The 23,876-nt window shown below is 66.7% G+C and carries 19 protein-coding genes; 14 read left to right on the top strand and 5 right to left on the bottom strand.

Features of this window, described 5'->3' with window-relative positions:
- Window positions 1-77: 77 nt before the first annotated feature.
- The gene (locus BES08_RS05070; protein WP_008832648.1) at window positions 78-1,730 is read right to left on the bottom strand and encodes an FAD-binding protein; all 1,653 of its coding nucleotides are present in this window, start codon (window positions 1,728-1,730) and stop codon (window positions 78-80) included.
- 331 nt (window positions 1,731-2,061) lie between these two features.
- A complete protein-coding gene (locus tag BES08_RS05065) occupies window positions 2,062-4,857 on the bottom strand; it encodes an Rne/Rng family ribonuclease (RefSeq protein ID WP_069707743.1) in 2,796 nt (931 codons plus the stop codon).
- Window positions 4,858-5,491: 634 nt separating this feature from the next.
- Here BES08_RS05065 and BES08_RS05060 point away from each other — a divergent pair.
- From BES08_RS05060 to BES08_RS05010, 11 genes are all read left to right on the top strand, one after another.
- Entirely contained in the window at window positions 5,492-6,361 is an 870-nt protein-coding gene (locus tag BES08_RS05060) for an N-acetylmuramoyl-L-alanine amidase family protein (RefSeq protein ID WP_008829220.1), read from the top strand.
- A 180-nt stretch (window positions 6,362-6,541) separates the two neighbouring features.
- On the top strand, window positions 6,542-9,070 hold the full coding sequence (locus BES08_RS05055; RefSeq protein ID WP_069707742.1) for a penicillin-binding protein 1A: 2,529 nt from the start codon (window positions 6,542-6,544) through the stop codon (window positions 9,068-9,070).
- Window positions 9,071-9,134: 64 nt separating this feature from the next.
- Window positions 9,135-10,199 carry an alpha/beta hydrolase gene (locus BES08_RS05050; protein ID WP_008830583.1) on the top strand — a complete coding sequence of 355 codons (1,065 nt, stop codon included), beginning with the start codon at window positions 9,135-9,137 and terminating at the stop codon, window positions 10,197-10,199.
- A 31-nt stretch (window positions 10,200-10,230) separates the two neighbouring features.
- Window positions 10,231-10,689, top strand: coding sequence for a MarR family winged helix-turn-helix transcriptional regulator (locus tag BES08_RS05045; protein WP_008830584.1), 459 nt, complete (start codon window positions 10,231-10,233; stop codon window positions 10,687-10,689).
- 10 nt (window positions 10,690-10,699) lie between these two features.
- Entirely contained in the window at window positions 10,700-11,767 is a 1,068-nt protein-coding gene (locus BES08_RS05040; RefSeq protein WP_008830585.1) for a phosphotransferase family protein, read from the top strand.
- A 36-nt stretch (window positions 11,768-11,803) separates the two neighbouring features.
- Window positions 11,804-13,108 carry an acyl-CoA dehydrogenase family protein gene (locus tag BES08_RS05035; protein ID WP_008830586.1) on the top strand — a complete coding sequence of 435 codons (1,305 nt, stop codon included), beginning with the start codon at window positions 11,804-11,806 and terminating at the stop codon, window positions 13,106-13,108.
- Window positions 13,101-13,865 carry an SDR family NAD(P)-dependent oxidoreductase gene (locus tag BES08_RS05030; protein WP_231958173.1) on the top strand — a complete coding sequence of 255 codons (765 nt, stop codon included), beginning with the start codon at window positions 13,101-13,103 and terminating at the stop codon, window positions 13,863-13,865. The genes BES08_RS05035 and BES08_RS05030 overlap by 8 nt, the downstream gene beginning before the upstream one ends.
- Window positions 13,862-14,842: an NADPH:quinone oxidoreductase family protein gene (locus BES08_RS05025; protein ID WP_008830588.1), complete on the top strand. Its 981-nt coding sequence runs from the start codon at window positions 13,862-13,864 to the stop codon at window positions 14,840-14,842. The genes BES08_RS05030 and BES08_RS05025 overlap by 4 nt, the downstream gene beginning before the upstream one ends.
- A gap of 61 nt (window positions 14,843-14,903) precedes the next feature.
- Window positions 14,904-15,320 (top strand): hypothetical protein, encoded by a 417-nt coding sequence (locus tag BES08_RS05020; protein WP_008830589.1) that lies wholly within the window; start codon window positions 14,904-14,906, stop codon window positions 15,318-15,320.
- Between the two features lie 120 nt (window positions 15,321-15,440).
- Window positions 15,441-15,773: a hypothetical protein gene (locus BES08_RS05015; RefSeq protein WP_008830590.1), complete on the top strand. Its 333-nt coding sequence runs from the start codon at window positions 15,441-15,443 to the stop codon at window positions 15,771-15,773.
- A gap of 64 nt (window positions 15,774-15,837) precedes the next feature.
- Window positions 15,838-16,866, top strand: a complete 1,029-nt coding sequence (locus BES08_RS05010; protein ID WP_197524423.1) for a hypothetical protein — start codon at window positions 15,838-15,840, stop codon at window positions 16,864-16,866.
- Here the strand turns inward: BES08_RS05010 and BES08_RS05005 are convergent.
- On the bottom strand, window positions 16,821-17,630 hold the full coding sequence (locus BES08_RS05005) for an enoyl-CoA hydratase/isomerase family protein (protein WP_083274582.1): 810 nt from the start codon (window positions 17,628-17,630) through the stop codon (window positions 16,821-16,823). The two genes, BES08_RS05010 and BES08_RS05005, sit on opposite strands and share 46 nt — an antisense overlap.
- 191 nt (window positions 17,631-17,821) lie before the next feature.
- On the opposite strand from BES08_RS05005, the gene BES08_RS05000 reads away from it, so the two are divergent.
- The 3 genes from BES08_RS05000 to BES08_RS04990 all read left to right on the top strand — a co-directional run bounded on the left by BES08_RS05000 (window position 17,822) and on the right by BES08_RS04990 (window position 21,632).
- Complete coding sequence (locus BES08_RS05000) at window positions 17,822-19,513, top strand: FAD-binding protein (protein WP_008830331.1); 1,692 nt, start codon at window positions 17,822-17,824, stop codon at window positions 19,511-19,513.
- Window positions 19,514-19,617: 104 nt separating this feature from the next.
- Window positions 19,618-20,616: a thiamine pyrophosphate-dependent dehydrogenase E1 component subunit alpha gene (locus tag BES08_RS04995; RefSeq protein ID WP_069709147.1), complete on the top strand. Its 999-nt coding sequence runs from the start codon at window positions 19,618-19,620 to the stop codon at window positions 20,614-20,616.
- Entirely contained in the window at window positions 20,613-21,632 is a 1,020-nt protein-coding gene (locus BES08_RS04990) for an alpha-ketoacid dehydrogenase subunit beta (RefSeq protein WP_069707740.1), read from the top strand. The genes BES08_RS04995 and BES08_RS04990 overlap by 4 nt, the downstream gene beginning before the upstream one ends.
- Before the next feature lie 124 nt (window positions 21,633-21,756).
- On the opposite strand, the gene BES08_RS04985 is transcribed toward BES08_RS04990, so the two are convergent.
- Together BES08_RS04985 and BES08_RS04980 are read right to left on the bottom strand one after the other, a co-directional pair.
- Window positions 21,757-22,692: a cation diffusion facilitator family transporter gene (locus BES08_RS04985; RefSeq protein ID WP_037519447.1), complete on the bottom strand. Its 936-nt coding sequence runs from the start codon at window positions 22,690-22,692 to the stop codon at window positions 21,757-21,759.
- A 178-nt stretch (window positions 22,693-22,870) separates the two neighbouring features.
- A complete protein-coding gene (locus BES08_RS04980) occupies window positions 22,871-23,875 on the bottom strand; it encodes an acyl-CoA dehydrogenase family protein (protein ID WP_069707739.1) in 1,005 nt (334 codons plus the stop codon).
- Window position 23,876 lies beyond the last annotated feature (1 nt).

The following is a 23,876-nucleotide window of genomic DNA, read 5'->3' as shown; positions in this document are numbered from 1 at the left end:
TGAGAACGCAGAAGGGCATGGACGGAAAAATACTCCGCCCATGCCCCTGTAGGAAAGTCCCTGTAGGAAAGCTGCGGTCAGTAGTTCGGCAGATGCGTGCCGAGGTGCTTTCCGGCGATGTAGCCGAAGGTCATGCCCGGACCGAGCGTGCCGCCTGCGCCTCCGTAGGCCTCGCCCAGCACCGCCGACATGACGTTGCCCGCTGCGTAGAGGCCCTGTATCGGATTGCCGCTCCAGTCGAGGACCTGCGCATCGGCGTTGGTCTTCGGACCACCGGCGGTGCCGAGCGCCCCGGCTTCCATCTTCACCGCGAAAAATGGTCCCTGATCGATCACGCCGAGCGTGCGGTAAGGCGGTTCGAACTCCGCATCGCCCCACATGTAGAAGTTGTCGTAGGTGTTGTCGCCGCGGTTGAAGTCGTCGTCGTGGCCCTTGCGGACCAGATCGTTGAAGCGCGTCACCGTCGCCGCGAGCCCCTGCGGATCGATCCCGGCCTTTTCGGCGAGTTCCTCCAGCGTGTCGGCCTGCATCATGAACGAGGGCACGGGGCCGCCCGGGGGCGTGTTGAAGGTCTGGTACTTGCTGCGATAGCGCTGGTCGACGATCAGCCAGTACGGCAGGTTGGCGTAGGCGTGCGTACCTGCATCGAAGGCGTGGAGCGCCTTGCCCATGGCGTTGTAGTTGGCCGCCTCGTTCACGAAGCGCTTGCCCGCACGGTTGACGAGGATCGCGCCGGGGCGCGCGCGTTCGTCCGAACCGAGCAGATAATTGGGCTTGGCGGCGCGGTGCTGGGGCTGGAATTCCAGTACGCTCTGCTGCCAGAAGGCGTGCTGCATGTTGCCGAGCTGGGCGCCCGCCTCGATCGCCATGAGCAACCCGTCGCCCTCGTTCTCGGGCACGCTGACCGGGCCGGTGAGGGGGCCGCGCAGGAAGGTCTTTACCAGCGTCTCGTTCCACTCGAAACCGCCGGTGGCGATGACGACGCCGCGCCGGGCGCGCACGCGGTAGTCGCGGCCATTGGCGTCCTCGGCGACGACGCCGATCACGCGATCACCGTCCTTGACGAGCTTGCGCGCGCGCTTTTCGAACTCGACGGGAATGCCGCGATCGATCACCGCGAGGAACAGCGATCCCGCCAGTGCCTGACCCAGACCGCGATAATCGCCTGCCTCGCGCTCGGCGAGCGTCGCTTCGTCAAGCGTGCCGTTGATCGCTTCCATCAGGCTGCCGCGCACCGGGTAAGCCATCTTGGTCGGGTTCACGCGAGTGGACCACTTGCCGAGCCGCTCGAACGAGAAGGCATCGTTGTCGAGCGAGCGGCCGCCGTCGGGCTTGGCGCCGGGCATATAGGGCTGGTAATCGGGGAAATCGGCGTAGGCGTGGAAACGCACGGGCGTGTTGTCCGCCAGATAGCGGATCATCTCCGGCCCGGTTTCCATGAAGGCCATGAGCGTATCGGGATCGAGCGCCCCGGGCGCCAGCGAGTCGAGATAGGCGACGACGTCCTCGTCGTCCTCGGAGATACCTGCCTCGATCTGGTGGTGGTTGCCCGGAATCCACAGCATGCCGCCCGACATCGCGGTGGTGCCGCCGACCATGCCGGTCTTCTCGAGGATCACCACGTCCTTCGCGCCGAAATCATGCGCGGCGATCGCTGCGGTCATGGCCGCGCCGCCCGATCCCAGTACGACCACGTCCGCCTCGAGATCCCAGTTCACGTCTTGTGTCATTCAGTCCGTCTCCCAGCAGGCCATCGGCTGCGGCAGGACCAGCGCAACGCCGCCGCCGCATGTTCTTTGCGTCGGCACTGTAGGTTTCGTCGGGGACTGGCAGCCACTCCGACATGTCATAGGGCAGGGCGGTTTGTGCATTCGAAAGTCGTCATCGCGAGCGCGGCGAAGCAATCCGGAGCGGTGAATGTTGCCCTGGATTGCGTTGCTGCGCTCGCGATGACGAAGTTGGGGATCGACTGCTCCCTCAACGCAAAGACGCCGCGCGTGACCTCTTGAGGGCGCGCGCGGCGTCTGCATTTTCAGGCCCTTGTTTCAGAGCCGTCGGCGATTACTCGCCGAAAGTGCGCTGCCACCAGCCACGGCGCGGTGCCGGAGCGGCATCGTCAGCCGACGCGGCTTCGGCGACTGCTTCGGGTTCGGCGACCGGCTCGGCGACCGGTGCCGGAGCGGCTTCGGCCTCGACGTCCGCCTTCTTGCGACGGGTGCGCTTGGGCTTTGCTGCAGCCTCTTCCGCAACCGGCTCGGGAGCCGGTGCCGGAGCGGCTTCGGCCTCGACGTCCGCCTTCTTGCGGCGGGTGCGCTTGGGCTTTGCAGGCGCTTCCTCGGCGACCGGTTCGGGCGCTGCGGGCGCTTCGACGACGGCTTCGGCTTCGACGTCCACCTTCTTGCGACGGGTACGCTTGGGCTTTGCCGGCGCTTCCTCGGCGACCGGTTCGGGCGCTGCGGGTGCTTCGACGACGGCTTCGGCCTCGACGTCCGCCTTCTTGCGGCGAGTGCGCTTGGGCTTTGCAGGCGCTTCCTCGGCGACCGGTTCGGCCGGGACGATCGGCTCGGCGCTGATGCCGCCATCGGCGACCGGCAGCGCGGCTTCTTCGGCAGCCAGTTCGAGGCCTTCGGCGCCGATCACGGCATCCTCGCCCTCGGCACCGTTCTCGGCCTCGCCTTCACCGCGACGACCGCGACGACGGCGACCACCGCGACGGCGGCGCTTCTTGGGTGCGTTGGTATCGTCACCCTCGGCCTCGGTGCCCTCGGCTTCGACGATGCTCTCGCCTTCGTCTTCGGCGTCGTCGCCTTCGTCCGAAGCGTCGGCAGCTTCGACCTCAGCGGTCTCGGCACCGTCCTCGCGGCGATCGCGGTTGCGGCCACGGCGGCGCTTGCGGCGCTTGCTGCGGCGGCCTTCACCGTCCTCGGACGCTTCGGTGCGCTCGGCAGCCTCTTCGGCTTCCAGCTCTTCGTCCTCGTACTCTTCCTCGACGAAGTCGTCCTCGACGTCCTCGGCGATGGGCTCGAAGCGGGGCACGAACTCGTTGCGCGGACCCGACGACATGACGCGCATCTTGGCGCCTTCGTTCTCACCCTCGGGGATGACTTCGACGGTTACGCCGTAGCGTTCCTCGATGTCGGCGAGGTCGGTGCGCTTGGCGTTGAGCATGTAGACCGCCGCCTCGGTGGAGGCGAACAGCGAGACCACGATGCCCTTGCCCTTGGCCGCCTCGTCCTCGATCAGACGCAGCGCCGAGAGACCGGCGGAGCTGGCGGTGCGGACGAGGCCGGTGCCGTCGCAGTGCGGGCACGAGCGGGTGGTCGCTTCGAGAACGCCGGTGCGCAGGCGCTGGCGGCTCATTTCCATCAGGCCGAAGCTGGAAATGCGGCCGACCTGAATGCGGGCGCGGTCGTTCTTTAGCGCTTCCTTCATCGCCTTCTCGACCTTGCGGACGTTGGAGCCGTACTCCATGTCGATGAAGTCGATCACGACGAGGCCGGCCATGTCGCGCAGGCGCAGCTGGCGGGCGATTTCGGCCGCGGCTTCGAGGTTGGTGGCAACCGCCGTCTGCTCGATCCCGTGCTCCTTGGTGGCGCGGCCCGAGTTGATGTCGATCGAAACCAGTGCCTCGGTCGGGTTGATGACGATGTAGCCGCCCGAACGCAGTTGCACGACGGGGTCGTACATCGCGGTCAGCTGGTCCTCGGCGCCGAAGCGCTGGAACAGCGGGACGGGATCGGCGTAAGGCTTAACCTTGCGGCCGTGGCTGGGCATCAGGAGCTTCATGAAGTCCTTGGCGGCGTGGTAGCCGGCCTCGCCCTCGACGATCACTTCCTCGATGTCGCGGTTGTAGATGTCGCGGATGGCGCGCTTGATGAGGTCGCTGTCCGAGTGGATCAGCGCCGGAGCGGCCGAGCGCATGGTCTGTTCGCGCAGCTCGTCCCACAGGCGGGCGAGGTAGTCGAAGTCGCGCTTGATCTCGGTCTTGGTGCGCTGGAGGCCCGCCGTGCGGACGATGCAGCCCATCGAGCGGGGCAGGTCCATTTCGGCGATGATCGACTTCAGGCGCTTGCGGTCCGAGGCCGAGCTGATCTTGCGGCTGATGCCGCCGCCGTGGCTCGAATTCGGCATGAGCACGCAGTAGCGGCCCGCGAGGCTAAGGTAGGTGGTGAGGGCCGCGCCCTTGTTGCCGCGCTCTTCCTTGACGACCTGGACGAGCAGCACCTGGCGGCGCTGGATGACGTCCTGGATCTTGTAGCGGCGGCGCAGCGCCATGCGCTTGGCGCGCAGGTCGTCGGCTTCCTTCGAGCGGCCCGAGGGACGGCCACCCTGGCGGCGACGGCCACGGCCGCGACGGTTATTGCCTTCGGACTCTTCGTCGCCGTGCTCGCCCTCGTGCTCGCCTTCGTCGTCGGCGTGGAACGGGTTCTCTACCGCGCCGTCCTCGATCGTGGCGACATGGTCCTTCTCGGACGTATCGACCTCGGTGAGGCCGCCATCGTCGTTGTAGTCGCCGTCTTCGTCCTCGTCGTCACCTTCGGTGGCGCGCAGGGCGGCTTCTTCCTCGGCATGGGCGGCTTCTTCCGCCAGCAGGGCCTCGCGGTCCTCCTTGGGGATCTGGTAGTAGTCCGGGTGGATTTCGCTGAAGGCGAGGAAGCCGTGGCGGTTGCCGCCGAAGTCCACGAACGCGGCCTGGAGCGAAGGCTCCACGCGCGTCACCTTCGCGAGGTAGATGTTACCCTTGATCTGCTTGCGTTCGGTCGACTCGAAGTCGAACTCTTCAATGCGGTTTCCCTTGACGACCGCCACCCGCGTTTCTTCCGGGTGGCGCGCATCGATCAGCATGCGGGTTGCCATTTGGTATTCTCCGTGCGCGTCGACGCCGGGCCGGATCAGCCTGGCGGATGCGCGTATGTTCACTGTAGGCGAATGCGCCCCGCAGAATCACGACGCGGCCACTTGGGGCGGCGTTCCAAACTGAGGGGGCGAGTTTTGGCGCAATGGTGGAGCAATCCAGCGCTCCATGCGCGGCGAAAGTAGTGGCTGCCCCAGTAGCATGTGCGGCAGCATGTGCGTCTGCGAGCGAAGACACGCGCGGCGTATTAGAACGCGCGGAAAGTTGCGACCACGCCGCCCGCGCCCTTTCGGGCGTCGAATGGCAAGGCGGCAACTGGCTTCTCATGGCTCACTTCAACCTGATAAGGCACTCCGGAAAAAGGATTATTTCCGGCTCCCTGGACCGAGGCTTGCGTCTGGCTCTGCCGGTCCTGTCCGGCGCCATATGGTTATGGTATTGCCGGATTGCGAGGACCGACGCGCATTCCTCGCCTCGGTTCTGCTGGCCTAGCATTCATGACGCAAGACGGCAAGTTGCTTGGACCGTTGGAATTTGGCGGGCATCGGCCCGGGGCGGAGCGGCTGACCAGCCTGTGGGAAAGCGCGGGGGCGCAGGATTGCCCGCCCGCCAAACGCGGCTTAGTCCTTGGCGCAAATGTCGCGCACCTTGCAGTTGATCCTCGTCTTCATCGCGCCGCTGGCGGTGCTTGCCGCCGCGTTCGCGGTGAGCGGGGTATGGCCGGTGCGGGCCGGGGGCTACGACTACGTCATCCGCTTCGACCTGCCCGGGGTGAACGCGCCGATCGACCTGCCGCGCGTCGATGGGCCGCCCGACGCCAGCCGTCCGTTGGTGGTCATCGATCCGGGCCATGGCGGCTTCGATCCCGGCGCGGGGGCAGGAGCGCTGAAGGAAAAGGCCGTGGCGCTGCAGATCGCATTGGCGCTGCGCGAGAAGCTGCTGGCAAGCGGCGGCCTGCGCGTGGCCCTGACGCGCGACACCGACCGCTTCATCGCGCTCGCCGATCGCCCTGACATCGCCCGGCGGCTGAACGCGGACTTGTTCGTCTCGATCCATGCCGACAGCGCCGAGGCTGATTCGGCGCGCGGGGCAAGTGTCTATGTCCTCTCGGAAAAGGGATCGAGCCAGGCCGCCGAGCGGTTCGCCGAACGGGAGAACGGAGCCGACCGCGTGAATGGCGTCAAGCTGTCGAAGACGAGCGCGCAAGTGGGCGCGATCCTGCTCGACCTCTCGCAGCGCGGGGCGCAGGCGCGCTCCACCCAAGTCGCGACGCTGCTGCTGCGCGAACTGGGCGACGCGGGCGTTGGCATGCATCGCGACCGGCCGGAAGCCGCTGCGCTGGCGGTGCTGAAGGCGCCCGACATGCCCTCGATCCTGTTCGAGACTGGCTACATCAACAACCCCGACGACGCGCAGGCGCTGGGATCGAAGCAGGGGCAGCAGGTTCTGGCAGAGGCAGGCGCGAAGGCGATCCGCGCCTATTTCGCAAGGAACCCGGGTGGTTGAGCGGGCTGCACGCGTCGTCCCGGACTTGATCCGGGACCGGTGGCGGTGTTTGGGCGGCCGGACGCGGGCAGCTTCGTGGGCTGTTTACGGCCAGCGGTCCCGGATCACGTCCGGGACGACGAAGAGTTGCGACGAGAGTGGTTTCCTTGCGCCAAAACGCCGTGCTAGAGGGCGCACGCAATGACCGACGCGATTGATCCCGGCGAACAGCCGCCCGAAGACGCGACCTACCGCATCCGCCGCGATGGGCCGGGACGCCTTGCCGCTCTGCGCAGGGCATGGCACGAACGCAAGTGGATGCGCCGTTTCGGCTATCTGTGCATGGCAGGCTTTGCCGGCATCGCCGCGTTCTGGGTGTTCCTTGCCCACGACCTGCCGGACGCCAACAAGCTGCTGGAATACCAGCCGCCGCTGCCGACGATGGTGCGCGGGATGGACGGCGAGATCGTCTATTCTTACGCCCGCGAACGGCGCGTGCAGCTGCGCTTTGTCGATTTCCCCAGGCCGATGGTCAACGCCTTCCTCTCGGCCGAGGACCGCACGTTCTGGACGCACGGCGGCGTCGACGTCGGTGGTCTGGCGGGCGCGGTGGTGGATTATGTCACCAAGTACGGCTCGGGCGTACGCGCCAAGGGCGGTTCGACGATCACCCAGCAGGTCGCCAAGAACATCCTGATCGGCGACGAATATTCCGTGACGCGCAAGCTCAAGGAAATGATCGTCGCCCGCCGTATCGAGGGCGTGCTGACCAAGCAGCAGATCCTCGAACTCTACCTCAACGAGATTCCGCTCGGACGCCGTTCGTTCGGCGTGCAGGCGGCCTCGCGCGCCTATTTCGACAAGGACGTCGAGGACCTGTCGCTCAGCCAGAGCGCGTTCCTCGCGATCCTGCCGCGTGCGCCGGAAGTCTACGGCCGCAAGAAGAACGAGGACCGCGCGATCGAGCGTCGCAACTGGGTGCTCGACCAGATGGTGCGCAACGGCTGGGCCAGCGCGCAGGACGCCGCCGCCGCCAAGGCGGAGCCGCTCGGCCTCGTCACCCAGCGCACTAGCACGTACGAACCTTCGAACGGCTACTTCCTGGAGGAAGTTCGCCGCCGCCTGATCGGCAAGTACGGCGAAAAGGCCGAAGACGGTCCGAACAGCGTTTATGCGGGCGGTCTTTGGGTGCGCACTTCGCTCGATCCGCAGATGCAGGTCGCGGTGCGTGATGCGCTGCGCAAGGGGCTGCTGCTCTATCACGGCAATCGCGGCTTCGTGCGGCCGATCGCGCATCTGAGCGACCTCGAGAACTGGCAGAGCCAGCTCGTCGTCGCCAACAAGACGATCGACTACAAGGACTGGCGCGTCGGCGTCATTCTCGATGCCTCGGGCAGCACGGGGCGCATCGGCTTCTCCGACGGCAACGTTTCCACGCTGACCGGTATTTCCGACAAGGCCAAGGTCGGCGATCTGGTCGCGGCCCAGCCGGTAGGCGGCAGCACCTGGGCGCTTCGCGGCATTCCCGAGGTGTCCGGCGGCATGATCATCGAGCAGCCCGGTTCGGGCCGCATTCTTGCCATGCAGGGCGGCTTCGATTCCGGGATCGACAGCTTCAACCGCGCGACGCAGGCCGAACGCCAGCCCGGCTCGACCATCAAGCCCTTCGTCTACGCGACCGCGCTGCAGAACGGCATGACGCCCGCCACGCAGGTCCTCGACGGCACCTTCTGCGTGTTCCAGGGAGCAGGGCTGGGCAACAAGTGCTTCCGCAACTTCGGCGGTGCGGGCGGTTCGGGCAGCCATACGCTGCGCTGGGGCCTCGAACAGTCGCGCAACCTGATGACGGTGCGCATCGCCAACGACGTGGGCATGGCCAAGGTCACGCGCACGTTCCACAACATGGGCATCGGCGATTACCAGAAGTACCTGTCGTTCGCACTCGGCGCGGGCGAGACGACGGTGGGACGCATGATCAACGCCTATGCGGCGCTGGCCAACAACGGCGTGCAGTTCTCCGGTTCGGTGATCGACTACGTGCAGGACCGCAATGGCAAGGTGATCTGGCGGGCCGACAAGGGCACCTGCAACGCCTGCAACATGGCGCAATGGGACGGCAAGCCGATGCCGCGCATCCAGCGCGTCGGCAAGCAGGTGATGGACGCGCCGACGGCGTACCAGACCGTGCATATGCTCGAAGGCGTCGTCACCCGCGGCACGGCCGAGCGCCTGCGCGACCTCAAGCTGCCGATGTTCGGCAAGACCGGCACCACCAACGGCCCGACCGACGTGTGGTTCATGGGCGGCAACCAGGACTACGTGGGCGGCGTCTACATCGGCTATGATACGCCGCGTTCGCTGGGCGGTTACGCGCAGGGTGGCCGAATCGCTGCGCCGATATTCAAGGACGTGGTGCTGGCGACGCCGGGCCGCTGGTCGCACCAGCCGCTGGTGGCGCCGCAAGGCATCCGCATGGTCCGTATCGACCGCGTGACCGGCAAGCGCGTCATGGGCGTCGAGCCCACCGACGAGCCGAAAGCCTCGGTAATCTGGGAGGCCTTCAAGCCCGACACCGAACCGCGCCAGTACACAGCCGAGGACGAGTTCAGCCGCCGCCGCGACGCGCTGGTGGCCTCGATCCGCAGCGCCCGCGACGCGCGCGATGCGAATGCGGCGGCAGCGGCGGGTGACATGGGCAACTTTGCGGAAGAGCAGGGCGGGGTATACTGATCCCCGCCGGGGCCGGACTGCCGTAGTGCCGCCGGCCGAACAGGAGGGGAAGTCTATGAAGAGAATGGCGGGTATGCGCAGCCTCGCAGGCTGCGGTGTCATGGCCCTGATGCTGGCAACGGCGCCGGTGGCGTCCGGAGAGGCGGTTCCGGCGGCGCAGGAAACGAGCGCCGCGCCCGATGTCCGCCCGGACGTCGCGGCCTATCTCAAGGCGTTCTACGCCAAGCCCAACCCGCCTTTCACGCGCGAACTGCTGATTCAGATCCACAAGCTGCCGCCCGCCGCGCTGGCGGCGATGGCGCAGCAGGACCTGCCGATCGGGAACGTGACGACGAAGGACGTGACGATGCCCGGACCCGGCGGCGCGATGGCGCTGCGCCTGTTCGATCCGCGCCCCGAGCGCGGCCCCGGCCCCGTCGTGGTGTTCTATCACGGCGGCGGCTACGTGCTCGGCAGCATCGATACTCACGCCGGCCTTGCGGCGGAGATCGCGCGGCAACTGGACCTGCCGGTGGTGTCGGTCGAGTACCGCCTCGCGCCCGAGAACCCCTGGCCCGCCGCGCCTGACGACGGCGAGGCGGCGGCGCGCTGGGTGGCGGCCAACGGCAAGGCCTTCGGGCGCGCGTTTACCGGCCTTATCCTCAGCGGCGACAGCGCGGGCGGCAATCTTACGCTCGTCACTGCCGCGGCGCTGCGTGACAAGCCTGCGGCCGTGCCGGTGGTGATGCAGATCCCGATCTATCCGGCGACCGATTTCGGCAAGCTCTATCCCTCTTCGAAACTGTTCGCCGAGGGGTACATGCTCGACGCGAAGAGCATGGCGAGCTTTACCGAGCACTATGCGGCCGATCCCAAGAGTCCGCGCACCTCGCCGATCCTCGGTGATCTGGCGGGCCTGCCGCCGACGGTGCTGGTGACGGCGGGGCTCGATCCTCTGCGCGACCAGGGGCGTGCCTATGCCGCCAAACTGGTCGAGGCCGGGGTGCCGACCGCCTATTTCGAGGGCAAGGGTCTGATCCACGGCTTCGCGACGTTCCGCAAGGCGATCCCTTCGGCCCAGACCGACACGGCGGCGTTCCTCCATGTCGCCCGGGCGATGCTTGACGAGGCCGCGCCTCCAAAGAAATGACACGATCGTGTCAACATGACACCCCGTTTCCATGGAAACGGGAGTATCTGAGTCGCGTCATCCGCTGGTAGGACTGGTCGATGAGACCATCCGCCTGAACGGCCGCCTGCGCAGCGTCTTCGGCGAGGCGCGGGCGGGATGCGCGCTCAACGACAGCGAACACATGGTGCTCACCGCGGTGGTGGAGGCGCAAGACGCCCCCACCGTCGCGCAGATCGGCCGCTCGATGGGCCATGCGCGCCAGCTGGTGCAGCGCGCCGCCAATGCCCTGCGCGATGCCGGGCTGGTCGAGACGTTCGAAAATCCCGCACACAAGCGCGCCATGCTGCTGCGTCCGACCGCGAAGGGCGCTGCGCTCAAGCGTCAGATCGACGCGCGCGCCGATGCACTGGCCGCGCGGCTGATGCTCGATTCCGAGGAAGTCGCGGCCGCGACGGCCGCGCTGCGCGCGGTGCGCAGGCAGATAGAGGCGCATTTCCGCGCTCGCTGAGGAGAGGATGATGGACGCCGATCTCGACCGGCTGGCCCCAGTCGGGCCGCTGACCGAATGGCTGGACGCCTTCGTGCCCGAACTGGGCACGGGGCCGCTGCGCACCGCGGTACTCTCGGGGGGCACGTCGAACGTGGTGCTGACGATCGACCGGGGCGAGAAGCCGATGGTCATGCGCCGTCCACCCGCCGTGCCGCCGCCGGGAGCGGAGAAGGGTGTGCTGCGCGAGGCACGCATACTGACGGCACTCAAAGGCACTCAGGTGCCCCATCCGGTGTGTTACGGGTCCTGTTCCGACGACAGCGTGGTCGGCGCGCCGTTCTACGTCATGGAGAAAGTCGAGGGCTGGGCACCGAACTTGCGCGGCGAGAAGATTCACAACGAGCCGCCCTTCGATACGATGCCTTGCGAATACGGCATCCCCTTCGCCATCGTCGACGGGCTGATCGCGCTCGCCAACGTCGATCACGAGGCGATCGGGCTGGGGGACTACGGCAAGCCGGGCCGGTTCCTGGAACGGCAGGTCGATCGCTGGGCGGGCCAGCTGGCGTCCTACAAGGAGCGCTACGGCTACGAGGGCCGCATGCTCGAAGGCTATGCTGAAACCGAGGACTGGCTGCGGCACGCGCGGATGCCGGAGGAAGTGCGCGGGATCATCCACGGCGACGTCGGCACCCCCAACATGATGTTCCGCCACGGCCCTCCGGCGCGCCTTGCCGCGATGATCGACTGGGAGCTGTCCACCATCGGCGATCCGATGATCGACATGGGCTGGTTCACCGGCGGCATGCGCGACGAGGACGATCCGGACCGGGAGTTCCCGACCGCACTGAACAACCCGGCCAACTTCCCGACGAAGCAGGAACTGGCGCGCTATTACTGCGCGGGGACCGGGCGTGACATTCGCGACTTCGAATGGTTCTCGGTGCTCTCGAAATTCAAGTCCGGGTGCCTGCTCGAATACAAGGTGGCGCAGGCGGAGGCGGGGATATTGCCGAAGGAGACGGGGCGCTTCTTCGCGCGCATCGTCGAGCAGTGCTTCCGCGATACCGCCGCGCAAGTGGCGAGAATGCAGTAAATTCCTCCCCCGCCGGGGGAGGAATGGGAGAGAACGATGATCGATTTTTCGACGGACCCGGAATTCCAGGCCAGGCTCGACTGGATGGACCGTTTCGTGCGCGACGAGTGCGAGACGATGGATCTGCTGTTTCCCGAACAGGGCGCTCAGTTCGATCCCTCCTACGCGGCCGCCCGGCGGCACCTGAAGCCGCTGCAGGAGCAGGTGAAGGCGCAGGGGCTCTGGGCCTGCCATCTCGGCCCGCATCTTGGCGGTCCCGGCTACGGACAAGTCAAGCTGGCGCTGATGAACGAGATCATCGGCCGCTCCACCTGGGCGCCGACGGTGTTCGGCACAGCCGCGCCCGATACCGGCAATGCCGAAATCCTCGCCCTGTTCGGCACGGCGGAGCAGAAGCAGAAGTACCTCGGCCCGTTGATGGCCGGCGAGATCGTCTCGTGCTTCTCGATGACCGAGCCGCAGGGCGGTGCCGACCCCGACGTCTTCACATGCCGCGCCGTGCAGGAGGGCGACGAATGGGTGATCGAGGGCGAGAAGTGGTTCTCCTCCAACGCCCGGTTCGCCAGCTTCCTGCTGGTCATCGCCGTCACCGATCCGGACGCCCCGCTGACCGAGCGGATGAGCATGTTCGTCGTTCCCGCCGACACGCCGGGGATCGAGATCCTGCGTAACGTCGCCATCGCCGGGGACTTCGATCCCGAGAACGGGCATCACGCGCACATCCGCTACAACCGGGTCCGGGTGCCGCTCGATCATATGCTCGGGGGACGGGGCGAGGGGTTCAAGGTGGCGCAGGCGCGGCTGGGCGGGGGGCGCATCCACCATGCCATGCGCACGGTGGGCATGTGCAACCGCGCGCTCGATATGATGCTGGAACGCGCCGTCTCGCGCCGGACCAAGGGCGCGATGCTCGGCGATCACCAACTGGTGCAGGCCAAGATCGCCGATTCGGTGATCGAACTGGAGCAGTTCCGCCTGCTGGTGCTCAAGACCGCATGGCTGATCGACGAGATCGAGGCGGGCCGCCTGAAGCACGGCGCGGCGCGCAAGCACATCGGCATGTGCAAGGTGGCGATGGCCTCGGTCTATGCGAACGTCGTCGGGCGGGCGCTGGAGGTGCATGGGTCGCTGGGCATCTCGCTCGATATGCCGCTGGCCAAATGGTACGGCGGTAACATGGCGCTGGCCTTCGCCGATGGGCCGACCGACGCGCACCGCTCGCAACTGGCGCGCGCCTATCTCAAGCGGGTGCGGCCGGCGGAAGGGATGTTTCCGACCGAGCATATCCCGACGCGCACCGCGAAGGCGCTGGAGCGCTACCCGAACGCGAGAGATGCCTGAGATGGACCCGCTGTTCGACTTCACCGGCAAGGTCGCGCTCGTCACCGGCGGGTCGCGCGGGCTGGGCTACCAGATGGTCCGCGCTTTCGCCGAGCGCGGCGCCGACGTCATCGTCGCCAGCCGCAAACTGGAAGCCTGCGAGGCGGTCCGCGAGGAAATGCGCGGTCTTGGCCGCAAGGCGATGGCGATCAGCGCTCACGTCGGCCGCTGGGACGAATGCGAGCGGCTGGTCGAGGAGGCCTACGCCGCTTTCGGGGCTGTGGATATCCTTGTGAACAATGCGGGGATGAGTCCGCGCATGCCCAGCCACGAAGTCAGCGAGAAGTTGTTCGATTCCGTCCTCAACCTCAATTTCAAGGGGCCGTTCCGCCTTTCGACACTGGTGGGCAAGCGCATGTTCGACCGCGCCGAGGCAGGAGGGCCGGGCGGTTGCATCATCAACGTGACCTCCTCGGGCTCGATGATGCCGCTACCGCAGGTGGTGACATACGGCTCGTCCAAGGCCGCGCTCAATGCGATGAGCCGCTCGCTGGCGTGGGAATATGCGCCGCACGTGCGGGTCAACACGCTCTCGCCGGGCGCATTCCGCACCGATATTGTCGAGGCATGGCCCGACAAGGGGCAGGGGCCGATCCCGATCCCGCGCGGGCATGCGGCGAACCCGGAGGAGATCGTCACCGCCGCGCTGTTCCTGGCCAGCCCTGCCTCGGTCAACGTGACGGGCTCGATCGTGCGCTGCGACGGGGGGCAGCATTGAGCCTGCGCGCGGTCATCGGCCGCGCCTTCGGGCCGCCGGAGAGCTATGTCCTCGAAGCGTTCGATCCCGGCGCTTCCGGCGAGGGTCAGGTGCGCGTCGGCATCAAGGCCGCTGGTGTGTCCTATGTCGATGTGCTCACCGCGATGGGGCATTACCAGTTCAAGCCGCCACTGCCCTTCATCCCCGGAAGCGAGGCGGCGGGCGTGGTCGAGGCGGTGGGGCCGGGCGTGACGCACCTCGCCCCCGGCGACCGCGTGTTCTGCGGCGGGCTCGGCGGGTTGTTCGCCGAGGCCAACCTGTTCAAGGCAGCGAACATGGTCAAAGTGCCCGAAGCGATGAGCTTCGAGCAGGCCGCCGTCTTCGCGGTGAACTACCAGACCGCCTACTACGCGCTGGCCGATCGCGGGCGCGCGAAGCCGGGCGAGACGCTTCTGGTGCTCGGTGCGGCGGGCGGGACCGGATACGCGGCGATCCAGGTCGGCAGGCATCTTGGCCTGCACGTCATCGCCTCGGCATCCAGTCCGGAGAAGCAGGCGGCGGCACTGGCGGGCGGGGCGCATGCGGTCGTCACCACCGGCGCCGAAGACTGGCGCGAGCAGGTCATCGCGGCGAACGACGGCAAGCCCGTCGACATCGTCTTCGATCCCGTGGGCGGCGAGGCGAGCGAGCCCGCATTCCGCAACCTGGGATATGACGGCCGTCACCTCGTCATCGGTTTCACCGCCGGGATCGCGGCACTGCGCACCAACCTGCCGCTGCTGAAGTCCGCCAGCCTCATCGGCGTGCAGATGCGTGACCATGCTCTGCGGCGCCCGGCCGAAGCCGAGGCGATGCGGCGAAAGGTGATAGAACTGGCGGGCGAGGGCGCGTTCTCTCCCGCGATTGCCGAGAGGTATCCGCTGAAGGACTACGCCGCCGCCATGAACGCGGCATTTTCAGGCAAGGCTGCGGGCCGCGTGGTGCTGGTGATGGAGTGAAACCCGCGCCGCCAGGCTCTCTCCGAACAAACGCCCTGGCGATCGTTCGGAGCGCAAGGCGGTGGGCGCGATCTCGATCATTCGCCAGCGTTCGGCGGCGAACCTGTTCTTCCGCCGTTCGCGCCAGCATATTCGCGAGGACGAGACCGACCTGTCTATCCTGTGGTTCGTGAAGCGCGGAGAGCTTGCCGTCTCCAATCAGTGCGGCGGTGAGGTGGCGCGGGCCGGGGACTTCATCATCACCCGCTCGATGTCGCCGTTCTTCATGGAATGCCGCACCGGCGGCGACGGAATGCACGAAGTCCTCCACGTCACCGTGCCCACGCACATCCTTCGCGGGTTCGTGCGGCAGGACTTCAGCACCGGCCTGTTCATGGCGATGGAGCGGGCCGAACTCGCCCTTGCCGAGACGCTGCTGAGCGAAGTCTTCGCCGACTATCCCGCGCAGTATTCGGCGGCGAGCAGCCTGCTCCAGTAAGATCGCTCCGGCGAAAGCGCGGGGGAGCGATGCTTTCGGACGCCGGATAGTGCCTGCTTGCGTCGTCGCCGGGGCTGATTGATCCTCGATGACGAGGAAATCGGAAAAAAAGGACTGCCCATGAAGATGAAGCTCGTCGCGCTCACCCGCCCACAGCCCGGTCGCGAGGCCGAGTATCACGAATGGTACGATACCAGACACCTGCCGGAACTGGTCAACACGTTCGGCATGGCGGGTGCCCAGCGCTACAAGCTCGCGGCGCGGCTGATGGGCGAGGACCCCAACGAATTCCTTGCGATCTATGACGTGGAAGCCGACGACCCGATGGCCTTTCTTGCCGCCATCGGCGCGGCCTCGAAGTCGGGCGAACTGACGCAGAGCGACGCGCAGGACTTCGGCACCTGCTACACTGCGCTGTTCACCGAGCACGGCGATCGGGTGGTGCCCGGGTAATCGCTGGCATAGCGGCACGCTACGTCATAAAGGGTCTCCCGGGGCATGTTTTTCGGGGGAAGTTATGCACTTGCGCGGGTGGCTGGCCATTGCGGGCCTGACGATGTCAAGCAATCTGGCGGCCCAAGCTGTATTGCCAGACGGGCCGTCGATAGACCGTATCGCGCAAGTCGAAACTTATACCGCGCCTCTGCAGCCGGGCATGTTCGCGGACGAAAAGCACGTACTGCCGTTACTCTTCATGCTGCGATTTCCGGTATTTCCGGACACCCCGGCAACATTGCCCATGCTGATCGAGCATGGCGATGCGCAGGCCCTGACCGAAGGGACGGCCGTTCCGGGCCTCTATCACAGGGTCTTCGCCGACCGTGTCGAACTGCACTGGCTGGCGTCTGTGGACCGCAAGGCGCAATCGGCTTCGCTGTGCCGCCTGACGGTACGCCCTGATCGGCTGGAGCGCGGCGCGGGGATCGTTCCCTCGCAATTGATCCGCTACGTGCCGGGTCCGGACTGCGCCTTTGCGAAGGGCAAGCTGCCCTTGGCCCTGGTGCGGCCATACCCGGGCAGGGAGCGGGTGCTGCCGCCCGCGAAAGTCCATGTGACGCGCGCGTTTTCCGGCTGGAAGGTGTCGGTTGTCTCCGCTGCCAGGGGCGCACCGCCCGTCAATGCCTTCGTCGAGAAGGCCTGGGGCGGGGACGATGCGCCGCTGGCGCTCAATGTCGATGCCAGGGACATCGATAATGCGACCGGCCTGCGCGGCGCCTACTGGGAGTTCGGGGTGCCTTACGATCCGCGCGTCGGGGCGGTGCTTCGTTTCACCCGGCCGGACATGATCAAGCTCTATCAGGATGACGCCTATCGCCTCGCAGCCTGCCGCTTCACCGCCGCGATGCCCCCGCCGGACTGCCGCAGTTGCCCGAAGCATTCGCATGGTGCGCGAAACAGGTGCTTGCCACAGGAAAGACCGTGCCCGATTTCCCGCGACCAGCGCCGCCTCCACCGCCGATGCCGCCAAGACCGGCACCTGCGCCCGCGAAGTGAACGCCGTCAGCGGCCCACGAACTTCGGGGCGCGTTTTTCCTTGAGGGCCTGAATCCCCTCCAGATGATCCATGCTGCGGACCGAGACGCTTTCGTAGGCGATGCCGGCGTCCATCAGCGCCGTCGCCAGCCGCTTGAGTTCGAGATTGGTGAGGATCTTGGTCGCCCGGATCGCCACCGTCGCGCTTGCCAGCAGCTTCGCGCAGAACGCATCCACCCTGGCGTCGAGTTCATCTGCCGGGACGCAATGGTTGATCAGCCCGATCTCCGCCGCCTTGCCGGCGGTAAGGAGGTCGCCGGTCAGCAGGTATTCCTTCGCCCGCGTCAGGCCGATGCGCTGCGCCCAGATCACCGCGCCGCCGTCCCCCGCGACAAGGCCGAGGCCGACGTGCGGGTCGCCGATCTTCGCGCCTTCGGCGGCGAAGATCACGTCGCACAGCAGCGCCAGCGTCGCGCCGAGGCCGACCGCGTGGCCGTTCATCCGGCACACCACGGGCTTGTCGATGTCGAGCAGGGTGGAGACGATCCGTTTGGCCACGCGCGTCTCGTGGTCGAAGAGGTGGGGATTGCGCGCATTGTTCTCGATGTGGTCGAGGTCGCCGCCTGCCGAGAAGGCCCGGCCCGCGCCGGTCAGCACCACGACGTCCGATCCGGTATCGACCTGTGCGAACCACATCGCCTCGGCCAGATCGTCGTGAAGCTGCAGGTTTACCGCGTTCAGCGCCTCGGGCCGGTTGAGCGTGATGCGCAGCAGCCGTCCTTCGCGGGCCATTTCGATCATGGCCAACTGTGGCAGGGCGGGCGCGGTATCGGTCATTTCGGCAGGTCTCCTCTTCCCTCCAGCGTCATAGGCCGGGCGGTATCGAGGACCATGCGAAAACGCGATTTTGCCCAAACCTTTCGCTCCGGCGAAACCTTTACCCTTCGCGTTGCCAAAGCGGGCGAAGTTCGATCTACCGGGCTGAACGCATGCGCAGCAGCGCGGCTAGGCGGAGAGGTTACGGCACGATGACGCAGTTCGACGAGACTTTCGACTGGGTGGTCGTAGGAAGTGGCGCAGGCTCGATGGCTTCGGCGCTCTTGATGAAGCAGGCGGGCAAGACCGTCGTGATCCTCGAGAAGGCGCAGTGGATCGGCGGCACCACGGCGAAGTCCGGCGGGGTCATGTGGATACCCGGCAACCGCTTCATGGACCCCGGCGAGGACAGTCTGGAACGCGCTTGCCAGTACCTCGACGCGGTGGTGCCCGACGATGCGGAATCCCCCGGCACCAGCCCCGCGCGCCGCCGCACTTATGCGGTCGAAGCGCCGAAGATGCTGGACTTCATCGTTTCGCAGGGGGTCAGGATGGAGCGCGGCTCCCGCTTCTGGCCCGACTACTACGATGAACTCCCCGGCGGTATGAAGACCAGCCGCACCGTTACGGCTTTGCCCTTCGACAAGAATGAGCTGGGCAAGGAATGGGCGGGCAAGCTGCGTCAGGGCTTCGCCGAAGTGCCGGTCAAGCTGGACGATGCGATGAAGCTGCCCTTCGCGAAGCATTCGTGGGCGATCAAGCGGCTGATCGTCGGGATCGGGTTCAAGATCATCCTCGGCAAACTGACCGGCAAGCATTGGGTCACCGCCGGCGCGGCCTTGCAGGGGCGCATGCTCAAGGCGGTTCTGGACAATCAGGCGGCGGATATCCGCGTTAATTCGCCCGTCAGCGAAGTCATCATGGAAGGCGAAAAAGCCGTCGGCGTCGTCACCGAGAAAGACGGCAGGCCTTGGCGCATCGGTGCGCGGCTGGGCATCCTGATGAACGCGGGCGGGTTCTCGATGAACCAGGCGATGCGCGACACCTACATGCCGGGCACGCAGTCGAAGTGGTCCAACGGCATCGAGACCGACACCGGCGACATGCACCGCGAACTCGCCGCGAAGGGCGCGGCGCTGGCGCAGATGGACCAGATGGTCGGTTTCCAGATGACCGATGCGCCCGGCTGGGACACCGACTACGTCAAGCCCGGCACCCAGAGCACCACCGCCAAGCCCCATGCGATCCAGGTCGACCAGTCGGGCCTGCGCTACATGAACGAGGGCGGCTCCTACGAGGCGTTCTGCGAGACCATGCTGGTGCGCAACCGCACCGTGCCCGCCGTGCCGAGCTGGGCGATTCTCGACCAGCAGTACATGGACGAATACGCCGTCGCCGGTAAGGGCACCGCGAAGAAGAACATGGCCAAGTGGCTCGCCTCGGGCTGGATGCGCAAGGCGGATACGGTTGGCGAACTGGCCGGGATCATCGGCGTTCCTCCCGGCTCTCTGGAAACCACGGTCGCGCGCTGGAACGGCTTCGTGCGCGGCGGCCGCGACGAGGATTTCCAGCGCGGCGAGCGGGCCTACGACAACTTCCTCGGCGATCCGTTCTTCAAGGACGGCCCGAACCAGACGATGGGGATGATCGACAAGGCGCCGTTCTATGCTTTCCCGGTCTATCCCGGCGACGTCGGGACTTACGGCGGCGTCGTGTGTGACTGCGATTCGCGAGTGCTGCGCGAGGACGGCTCGGCGATCGAGGGGCTCTATGCCTGCGGCGTCACCACCGCCTCGCCGATGGGCCGCGTCTATCCCGGCGCCGGGGCGAGCGTCGGCCCGTCGATGACCTTCGGCTGGATCGCGGCCAAGCACGCGGCCGGCCTCGGCAACCAGGTGTTCTGAAACGCAGATACCGCAGGGGCGGTTCGCCCGTCCTTGCCAGCGGGGCCTGCCCTGAACCAATGTTCAGCCATCCCAGCAGCCACGAGCTGTCCGAGAGAGGAATCATGAGCGAAACGCCAACCAACCGGGCCATCCCCGACGCCGCCACACAGGTCGACATCTACCGTCGAATGATCCGCATCGAGCGCAACGACGACCTCACCCGTCAGCAGATCCGCCGCGGCCGCATCACCGCGCCATATTATTCGGCGCGCGGGCAAGAGTGCATTCCCTCGGCGATCTCGGTGCTGCTCAACAATGACGACAAGATCTGCACGATCTATCGCGGCATCCACGACATGGTCGCCAAGGACATGCCGCTGCGGCCCCTGTGGGCAGAAATCTGCGGCCGCGTCGACGGCACCTGCAAGGGCAAGGGCGGCCCGATGCACCTCACTCACCCGGAGACCGGCGTCATGGTGACGACGGGCATCGTCGGCTCCTCGATGCCGATCGCCAACGGCTTCGGTTGGGCGGCGCTGCTCGACGGCACGAAGCAGGTCACCGTCGCCTACTTCGGTGATGGCGCCAGCAACATCGGCGCCTTCCACGAGGCGCTGAACCTCGCCTCGGTGTGGAAGCTGCCGGTGATCTTCGTGTGCCAGAACAATGGCTTTGCCGAGCACACCCGCTACGAGAACGGCACCTCGGTGGACTTCATCGCCAAGCGCGCGGCCGGTTACGGTATGCCGGGCTACACGGTGGACGGCAACGATCCGCTCGACGTCTATGCCCATGCCCACGCCGCCATCGAGCGCGCCCGCGCCGGTGAGGGGCCGACCTTGCTGGAGTGCAAGACCTTCCGCTTCATGGGCCACGTCTTCGGCGACAACGACGCCTACATGACCAAGGAAGAAAAGGCCGCCGCGATCGAGGCCGATCCGCTGCCGCGCTTCCGCCAAAAGCTGATCGACGACGGTGTCGCCAGTGCCGAGCAGCTCGACGAACTCACCGCGAAGATCGAGGCCGAGGTCAACGACGCCATCGACTACGCAGTGGCCTGTGAATTCCCGTCCGACGACGAACTGCGCCGCGACGTCTTTGCCGAGGAGATTCCGGCATGAGCACTGAAACTCTCGAAGCCCCCGTCGTCGAGACGGTGAAGATGAACGGCCTGCAGGCCATCAACGCCGCGCTGAGCGAGGCGATGGAAGCCGATCCCAAGGTTCTCGTTCTGGGCGAGGATATCGCTGACAACGAGGGCGGCGGTGTCTGCGGCGTGACGCGCGGGCTGTCGACGAAGTTCGGCACCAGCCGCGTGCGCTCCACCCCGATCTCTGAACAGGCGATCATGGGCGCGGCGATCGGCGTGGCCATGGCCGGCTACAAGCCGGTGGCCGAGATCATGCTGATGAACTTCACGACCGTCGCCATGGACATGATCGTGAACCACGCGGCCAAGCTGCGCTTCATGTCCGGCGGCCAGAGCCAGGTGCCGCTGGTGATCCGCACCATGACCGGCGGCGGCAACCAGACCGCCGGGCAGCACGCCGACTTCTACGAGGCGTGGTTCGCGCATACCGCGGGCATCAAGGTGGTGATCCCCTGGACCCCGGGCGACATGAAGGGCCTCTATCTCTCGGCGATCCAGGACCCCGATCCGGTCATCATCATCGAAAGCGTCAAGACCCTGTTCGTGCCGATGGACACGCCGGTCAACCAGGGCCCGATCCCGCTGGGCAAGGCCAACGTGGTCGTACCGGGCAGCGACCTCACCATCGTCTCCTACGGGCAGATGATGTTCACGGTGATGCAGGCGGTCGAGGAACTGGCGGCGGCGGGCGTCTCGGTCGAAGTGGTCGACCTGCGCACGATCTCGCCGTGGGACAAGGAAACGGTGCTGGCCTCGGCCGAAAAGACCGGACGCCTGTTGGTGGTCCACGAAGCGGGCCGCAACTTCGGTCCTGGCGCGGAGATCGCCGCGACCGCGCAGGAAGTGCTGTTCGGCAAGCTCAAGGCGCCGGTCGGTCGCCTCGGCGCGCCGTATTGCGCGGTGCCCTTCGCGAAGAAGCTGGAGGATGCCTATCTCGTGCAGCCGCCCGAGATCGTCGCGGAGGTCAAGCGGCTGATGGCGATCTGATACCCACCCCGTCCGGCTAGTTCGCTGCGCTCTCAAGCCTACCGGCCCTCCCGCACGCGGGAGGGCGAAGCGGTGGCCTTTCATTCCCCTCCCGCGTGCGGGAGGGGGCAGGGGTGGGCCTTACTCAACCCAGCACCGCCTGCTCGCGCTTCTCGGGCCGGATGTAGATCGAGGTGATCTTCGGCGAGAGCGCTTTCATCCGCGTCTCCAAGTTTTCGATCAGCGTTTCCGCCTCGCCCATCGGCAGGTTGTCGGCAAAGTCCGCGCTGATCGCCACGAACACCGCGTCCGGTCCTGTGTGGACGGTGCGCACATGGTTGACCGAGGTGATGTGCGGGTTGCCTTCCATCACCCCGCGCAGCCCGGCAATCAGTGCCGGGTCGGCGGCCTCTCCGATCAGCAGGCCCTTGGACTCGCGCGCCAGCAGCACTGCGACGGCCGCCAGCACCAGGCCGATCAGAACCGATGCCGCGCCGTCGAGCCTCGGCTCTGCGAAGTGGCCGCTAGCCCAGATGCCGAGCGCTGCGATGACGAGGCCGATCAGCGCTGCGCTGTCCTCGAACAGGACGATGAAGCCCGGCGGGTCCTTGGAGCGGCGGATTGCCTGCCACCAGCTCTGCCCGGCGCGGCCCGCGTTGAACTCCTTCACCGCGATGGCCCAGGATGCGCCCTCCATGAGGAAGGCGACGCCCAGCACGATGTAGCTGAGGGTCGGGTCCTCGACCGCGCGGGGCTCGCGGATATGGGCGATGCCCTCGTAGATCGAAATACCCGCGCCGCCCGCGAAGATCAGGATCGCGACGACGAAGGCCCAGAAGTACAGCTCGCGCCCGTAGCCGAAGGGATGGGCTGCGTCGGCTGCGCGCTTGCCCTGGTTCTGGCCGTAGAGCAGCAGGATCTGGTTACCGCTGTCAACCAGCGAATGGACACCCTCGGTCGCCATGGCGGAAGAGCCGCCGATACCTGCCGCCACGAACTTGGCGACGGCGATGCCCATGTTCGCCGCCAGCGCGCCGTAGAGGACTATGTTGTCGCGGATGTGTCCGGAAGTCTTGGCCATGCCCGGCACAACGAGCGGCGGGGCAGGGCGTTGCTTACCGTCGTCCCGGACTTGATCCGGGACCGCTGCCCGTGAACAGCCTACCCGTCGCTTAGACACCTTGCCGCATGAACTGCGCCTAAAGACAGCCACCGGTCCCGGATCAAGTCCAGGACGACGAATTGCTCCGGCCGATCTGTCAGCCCAGCGCCTCTCGCCCCGTCCGCTCGTTCCACAGGTCTGGCGATCCGCAAAGCTGCAGGTTCAGCATCGCGCGTTTCATGAAGCGGTGGATCGGGTGTTCCTCGGTCAGGCCGATGCCGCCGTGAAGCTGGATCGCCTCTTCGGTGACGAATGCGAAGGCCTCGGCCGCCAGCGTCTTCGCCGCGGCGCACTGGACGAGGGTTGCGGCATCGTCGCGCACCCGGTTCCACAGGAGCGCCTCGGCCACGGCAATGCGCGCCTTCATATCGGCGGCGCGGTGCTTGAGAGCCTGGAACATGGCGATGGGCCGGTCGAACTGGCGGCGCATCTTCATGTATTCGATGGTGAGTTCCAATGCGGCATTCGCGGCACCGAGGCAGTCGGCGGCGACGGCAAGGTGCGCTTCGGGCGCCAGCGCGTCGTGCAGCGCTGCAGCGCCGTCCGCATCGGTGAGCATGAGTGCCGGATCGGGCGCGTATCCATCAAGAACGATGTCGAACAGGCGCCGGCTGGGGTCCCAGATCGCGCGCTCCACGATAGAAACACCCGGCGCATCGGTCGGCACGAGGGCATAGCCGCCCGGCAGCTTCGCAACGACCGCCACCGCCATGTCCGCATCGAACACACCGCCGACTACGCCCGAAAGCGTACCATTCGGTGCCGCCTCCAGCTTCGCGGGGAGCAGGTGCAGGGGGGCGTATTCGCCCCCCGCCAGCCGTTCCAGCCACTCGACCCGCGCCGCAATCTCGCTCGCCAGCACGGCCTGCAGGCCCAATTGCGCCGGGATCAGCGGCGTCGTCGCCAGCACGCGGCCCATCTCGAAATGGATCGCGGCGGAAGCCTCTCGATCAAGGCCGAGGCCGCCGTCTTCCTCGGGCAGGCGCACCATCAGCCAGCCCATCTCCGCCACCAGCCGCCAGCTTTCATTGCGGCCGGGGGAGAGTGCGTCGGCGGGGAACGCCTTCTGCGCGGCGTCGGTCAGTTCGTTCAGTTCGATCATG

The sequence above is a fragment of the Novosphingobium resinovorum genome (genome assembly GCF_001742225.1).
Taxonomy (GTDB): Bacteria; Pseudomonadota; Alphaproteobacteria; order Sphingomonadales; family Sphingomonadaceae; genus Novosphingobium; species Novosphingobium resinovorum_A.
Note: the sequence above shows the minus strand (reverse complement) of the source record. Positions and strands in the feature narration are given on the sequence as shown.

Bases quoted from the DNA above. Each gene is read 5' to 3' on its own strand.
- BES08_RS05070 (WP_008832648.1), bottom strand. From the start codon at position 1,730: ATGACACAAGACGTGAACTGGGATCTCGAGGCGGACGTGGTCGTACTG.
- BES08_RS05065 (WP_069707743.1), bottom strand. From the start codon at position 4,857: ATGGCAACCCGCATGCTGATCGATGCGCGCCACCCGGAAGAAACGCGG.
- BES08_RS05060 (WP_008829220.1), top strand. From the start codon at position 5,492: ATGTCGCGCACCTTGCAGTTGATCCTCGTCTTCATCGCGCCGCTGGCG.
- BES08_RS05055 (WP_069707742.1), top strand. From the start codon at position 6,542: ATGACCGACGCGATTGATCCCGGCGAACAGCCGCCCGAAGACGCGACC.
- BES08_RS05050 (WP_008830583.1), top strand. From the start codon at position 9,135: ATGGCGGGTATGCGCAGCCTCGCAGGCTGCGGTGTCATGGCCCTGATG.
- BES08_RS05045 (WP_008830584.1), top strand. From the start codon at position 10,231: ATGGAAACGGGAGTATCTGAGTCGCGTCATCCGCTGGTAGGACTGGTC.
- BES08_RS05040 (WP_008830585.1), top strand. From the start codon at position 10,700: ATGGACGCCGATCTCGACCGGCTGGCCCCAGTCGGGCCGCTGACCGAA.
- BES08_RS05035 (WP_008830586.1), top strand. From the start codon at position 11,804: ATGATCGATTTTTCGACGGACCCGGAATTCCAGGCCAGGCTCGACTGG.
- BES08_RS05030 (WP_231958173.1), top strand. From the start codon at position 13,101: ATGCCTGAGATGGACCCGCTGTTCGACTTCACCGGCAAGGTCGCGCTC.
- BES08_RS05015 (WP_008830590.1), top strand. From the start codon at position 15,441: ATGAAGATGAAGCTCGTCGCGCTCACCCGCCCACAGCCCGGTCGCGAG.
- BES08_RS05010 (WP_197524423.1), top strand. From the start codon at position 15,838: ATGCACTTGCGCGGGTGGCTGGCCATTGCGGGCCTGACGATGTCAAGC.
- BES08_RS05005 (WP_083274582.1), bottom strand. From the start codon at position 17,630: ATGACCGATACCGCGCCCGCCCTGCCACAGTTGGCCATGATCGAAATG.
- BES08_RS05000 (WP_008830331.1), top strand. From the start codon at position 17,822: ATGACGCAGTTCGACGAGACTTTCGACTGGGTGGTCGTAGGAAGTGGC.
- BES08_RS04995 (WP_069709147.1), top strand. From the start codon at position 19,618: ATGAGCGAAACGCCAACCAACCGGGCCATCCCCGACGCCGCCACACAG.
- BES08_RS04990 (WP_069707740.1), top strand. From the start codon at position 20,613: ATGAGCACTGAAACTCTCGAAGCCCCCGTCGTCGAGACGGTGAAGATG.
- BES08_RS04985 (WP_037519447.1), bottom strand. From the start codon at position 22,692: ATGGCCAAGACTTCCGGACACATCCGCGACAACATAGTCCTCTACGGC.
- BES08_RS04980 (WP_069707739.1), bottom strand. From the start codon at position 23,875: ATGATCGAACTGAACGAACTGACCGACGCCGCGCAGAAGGCGTTCCCC.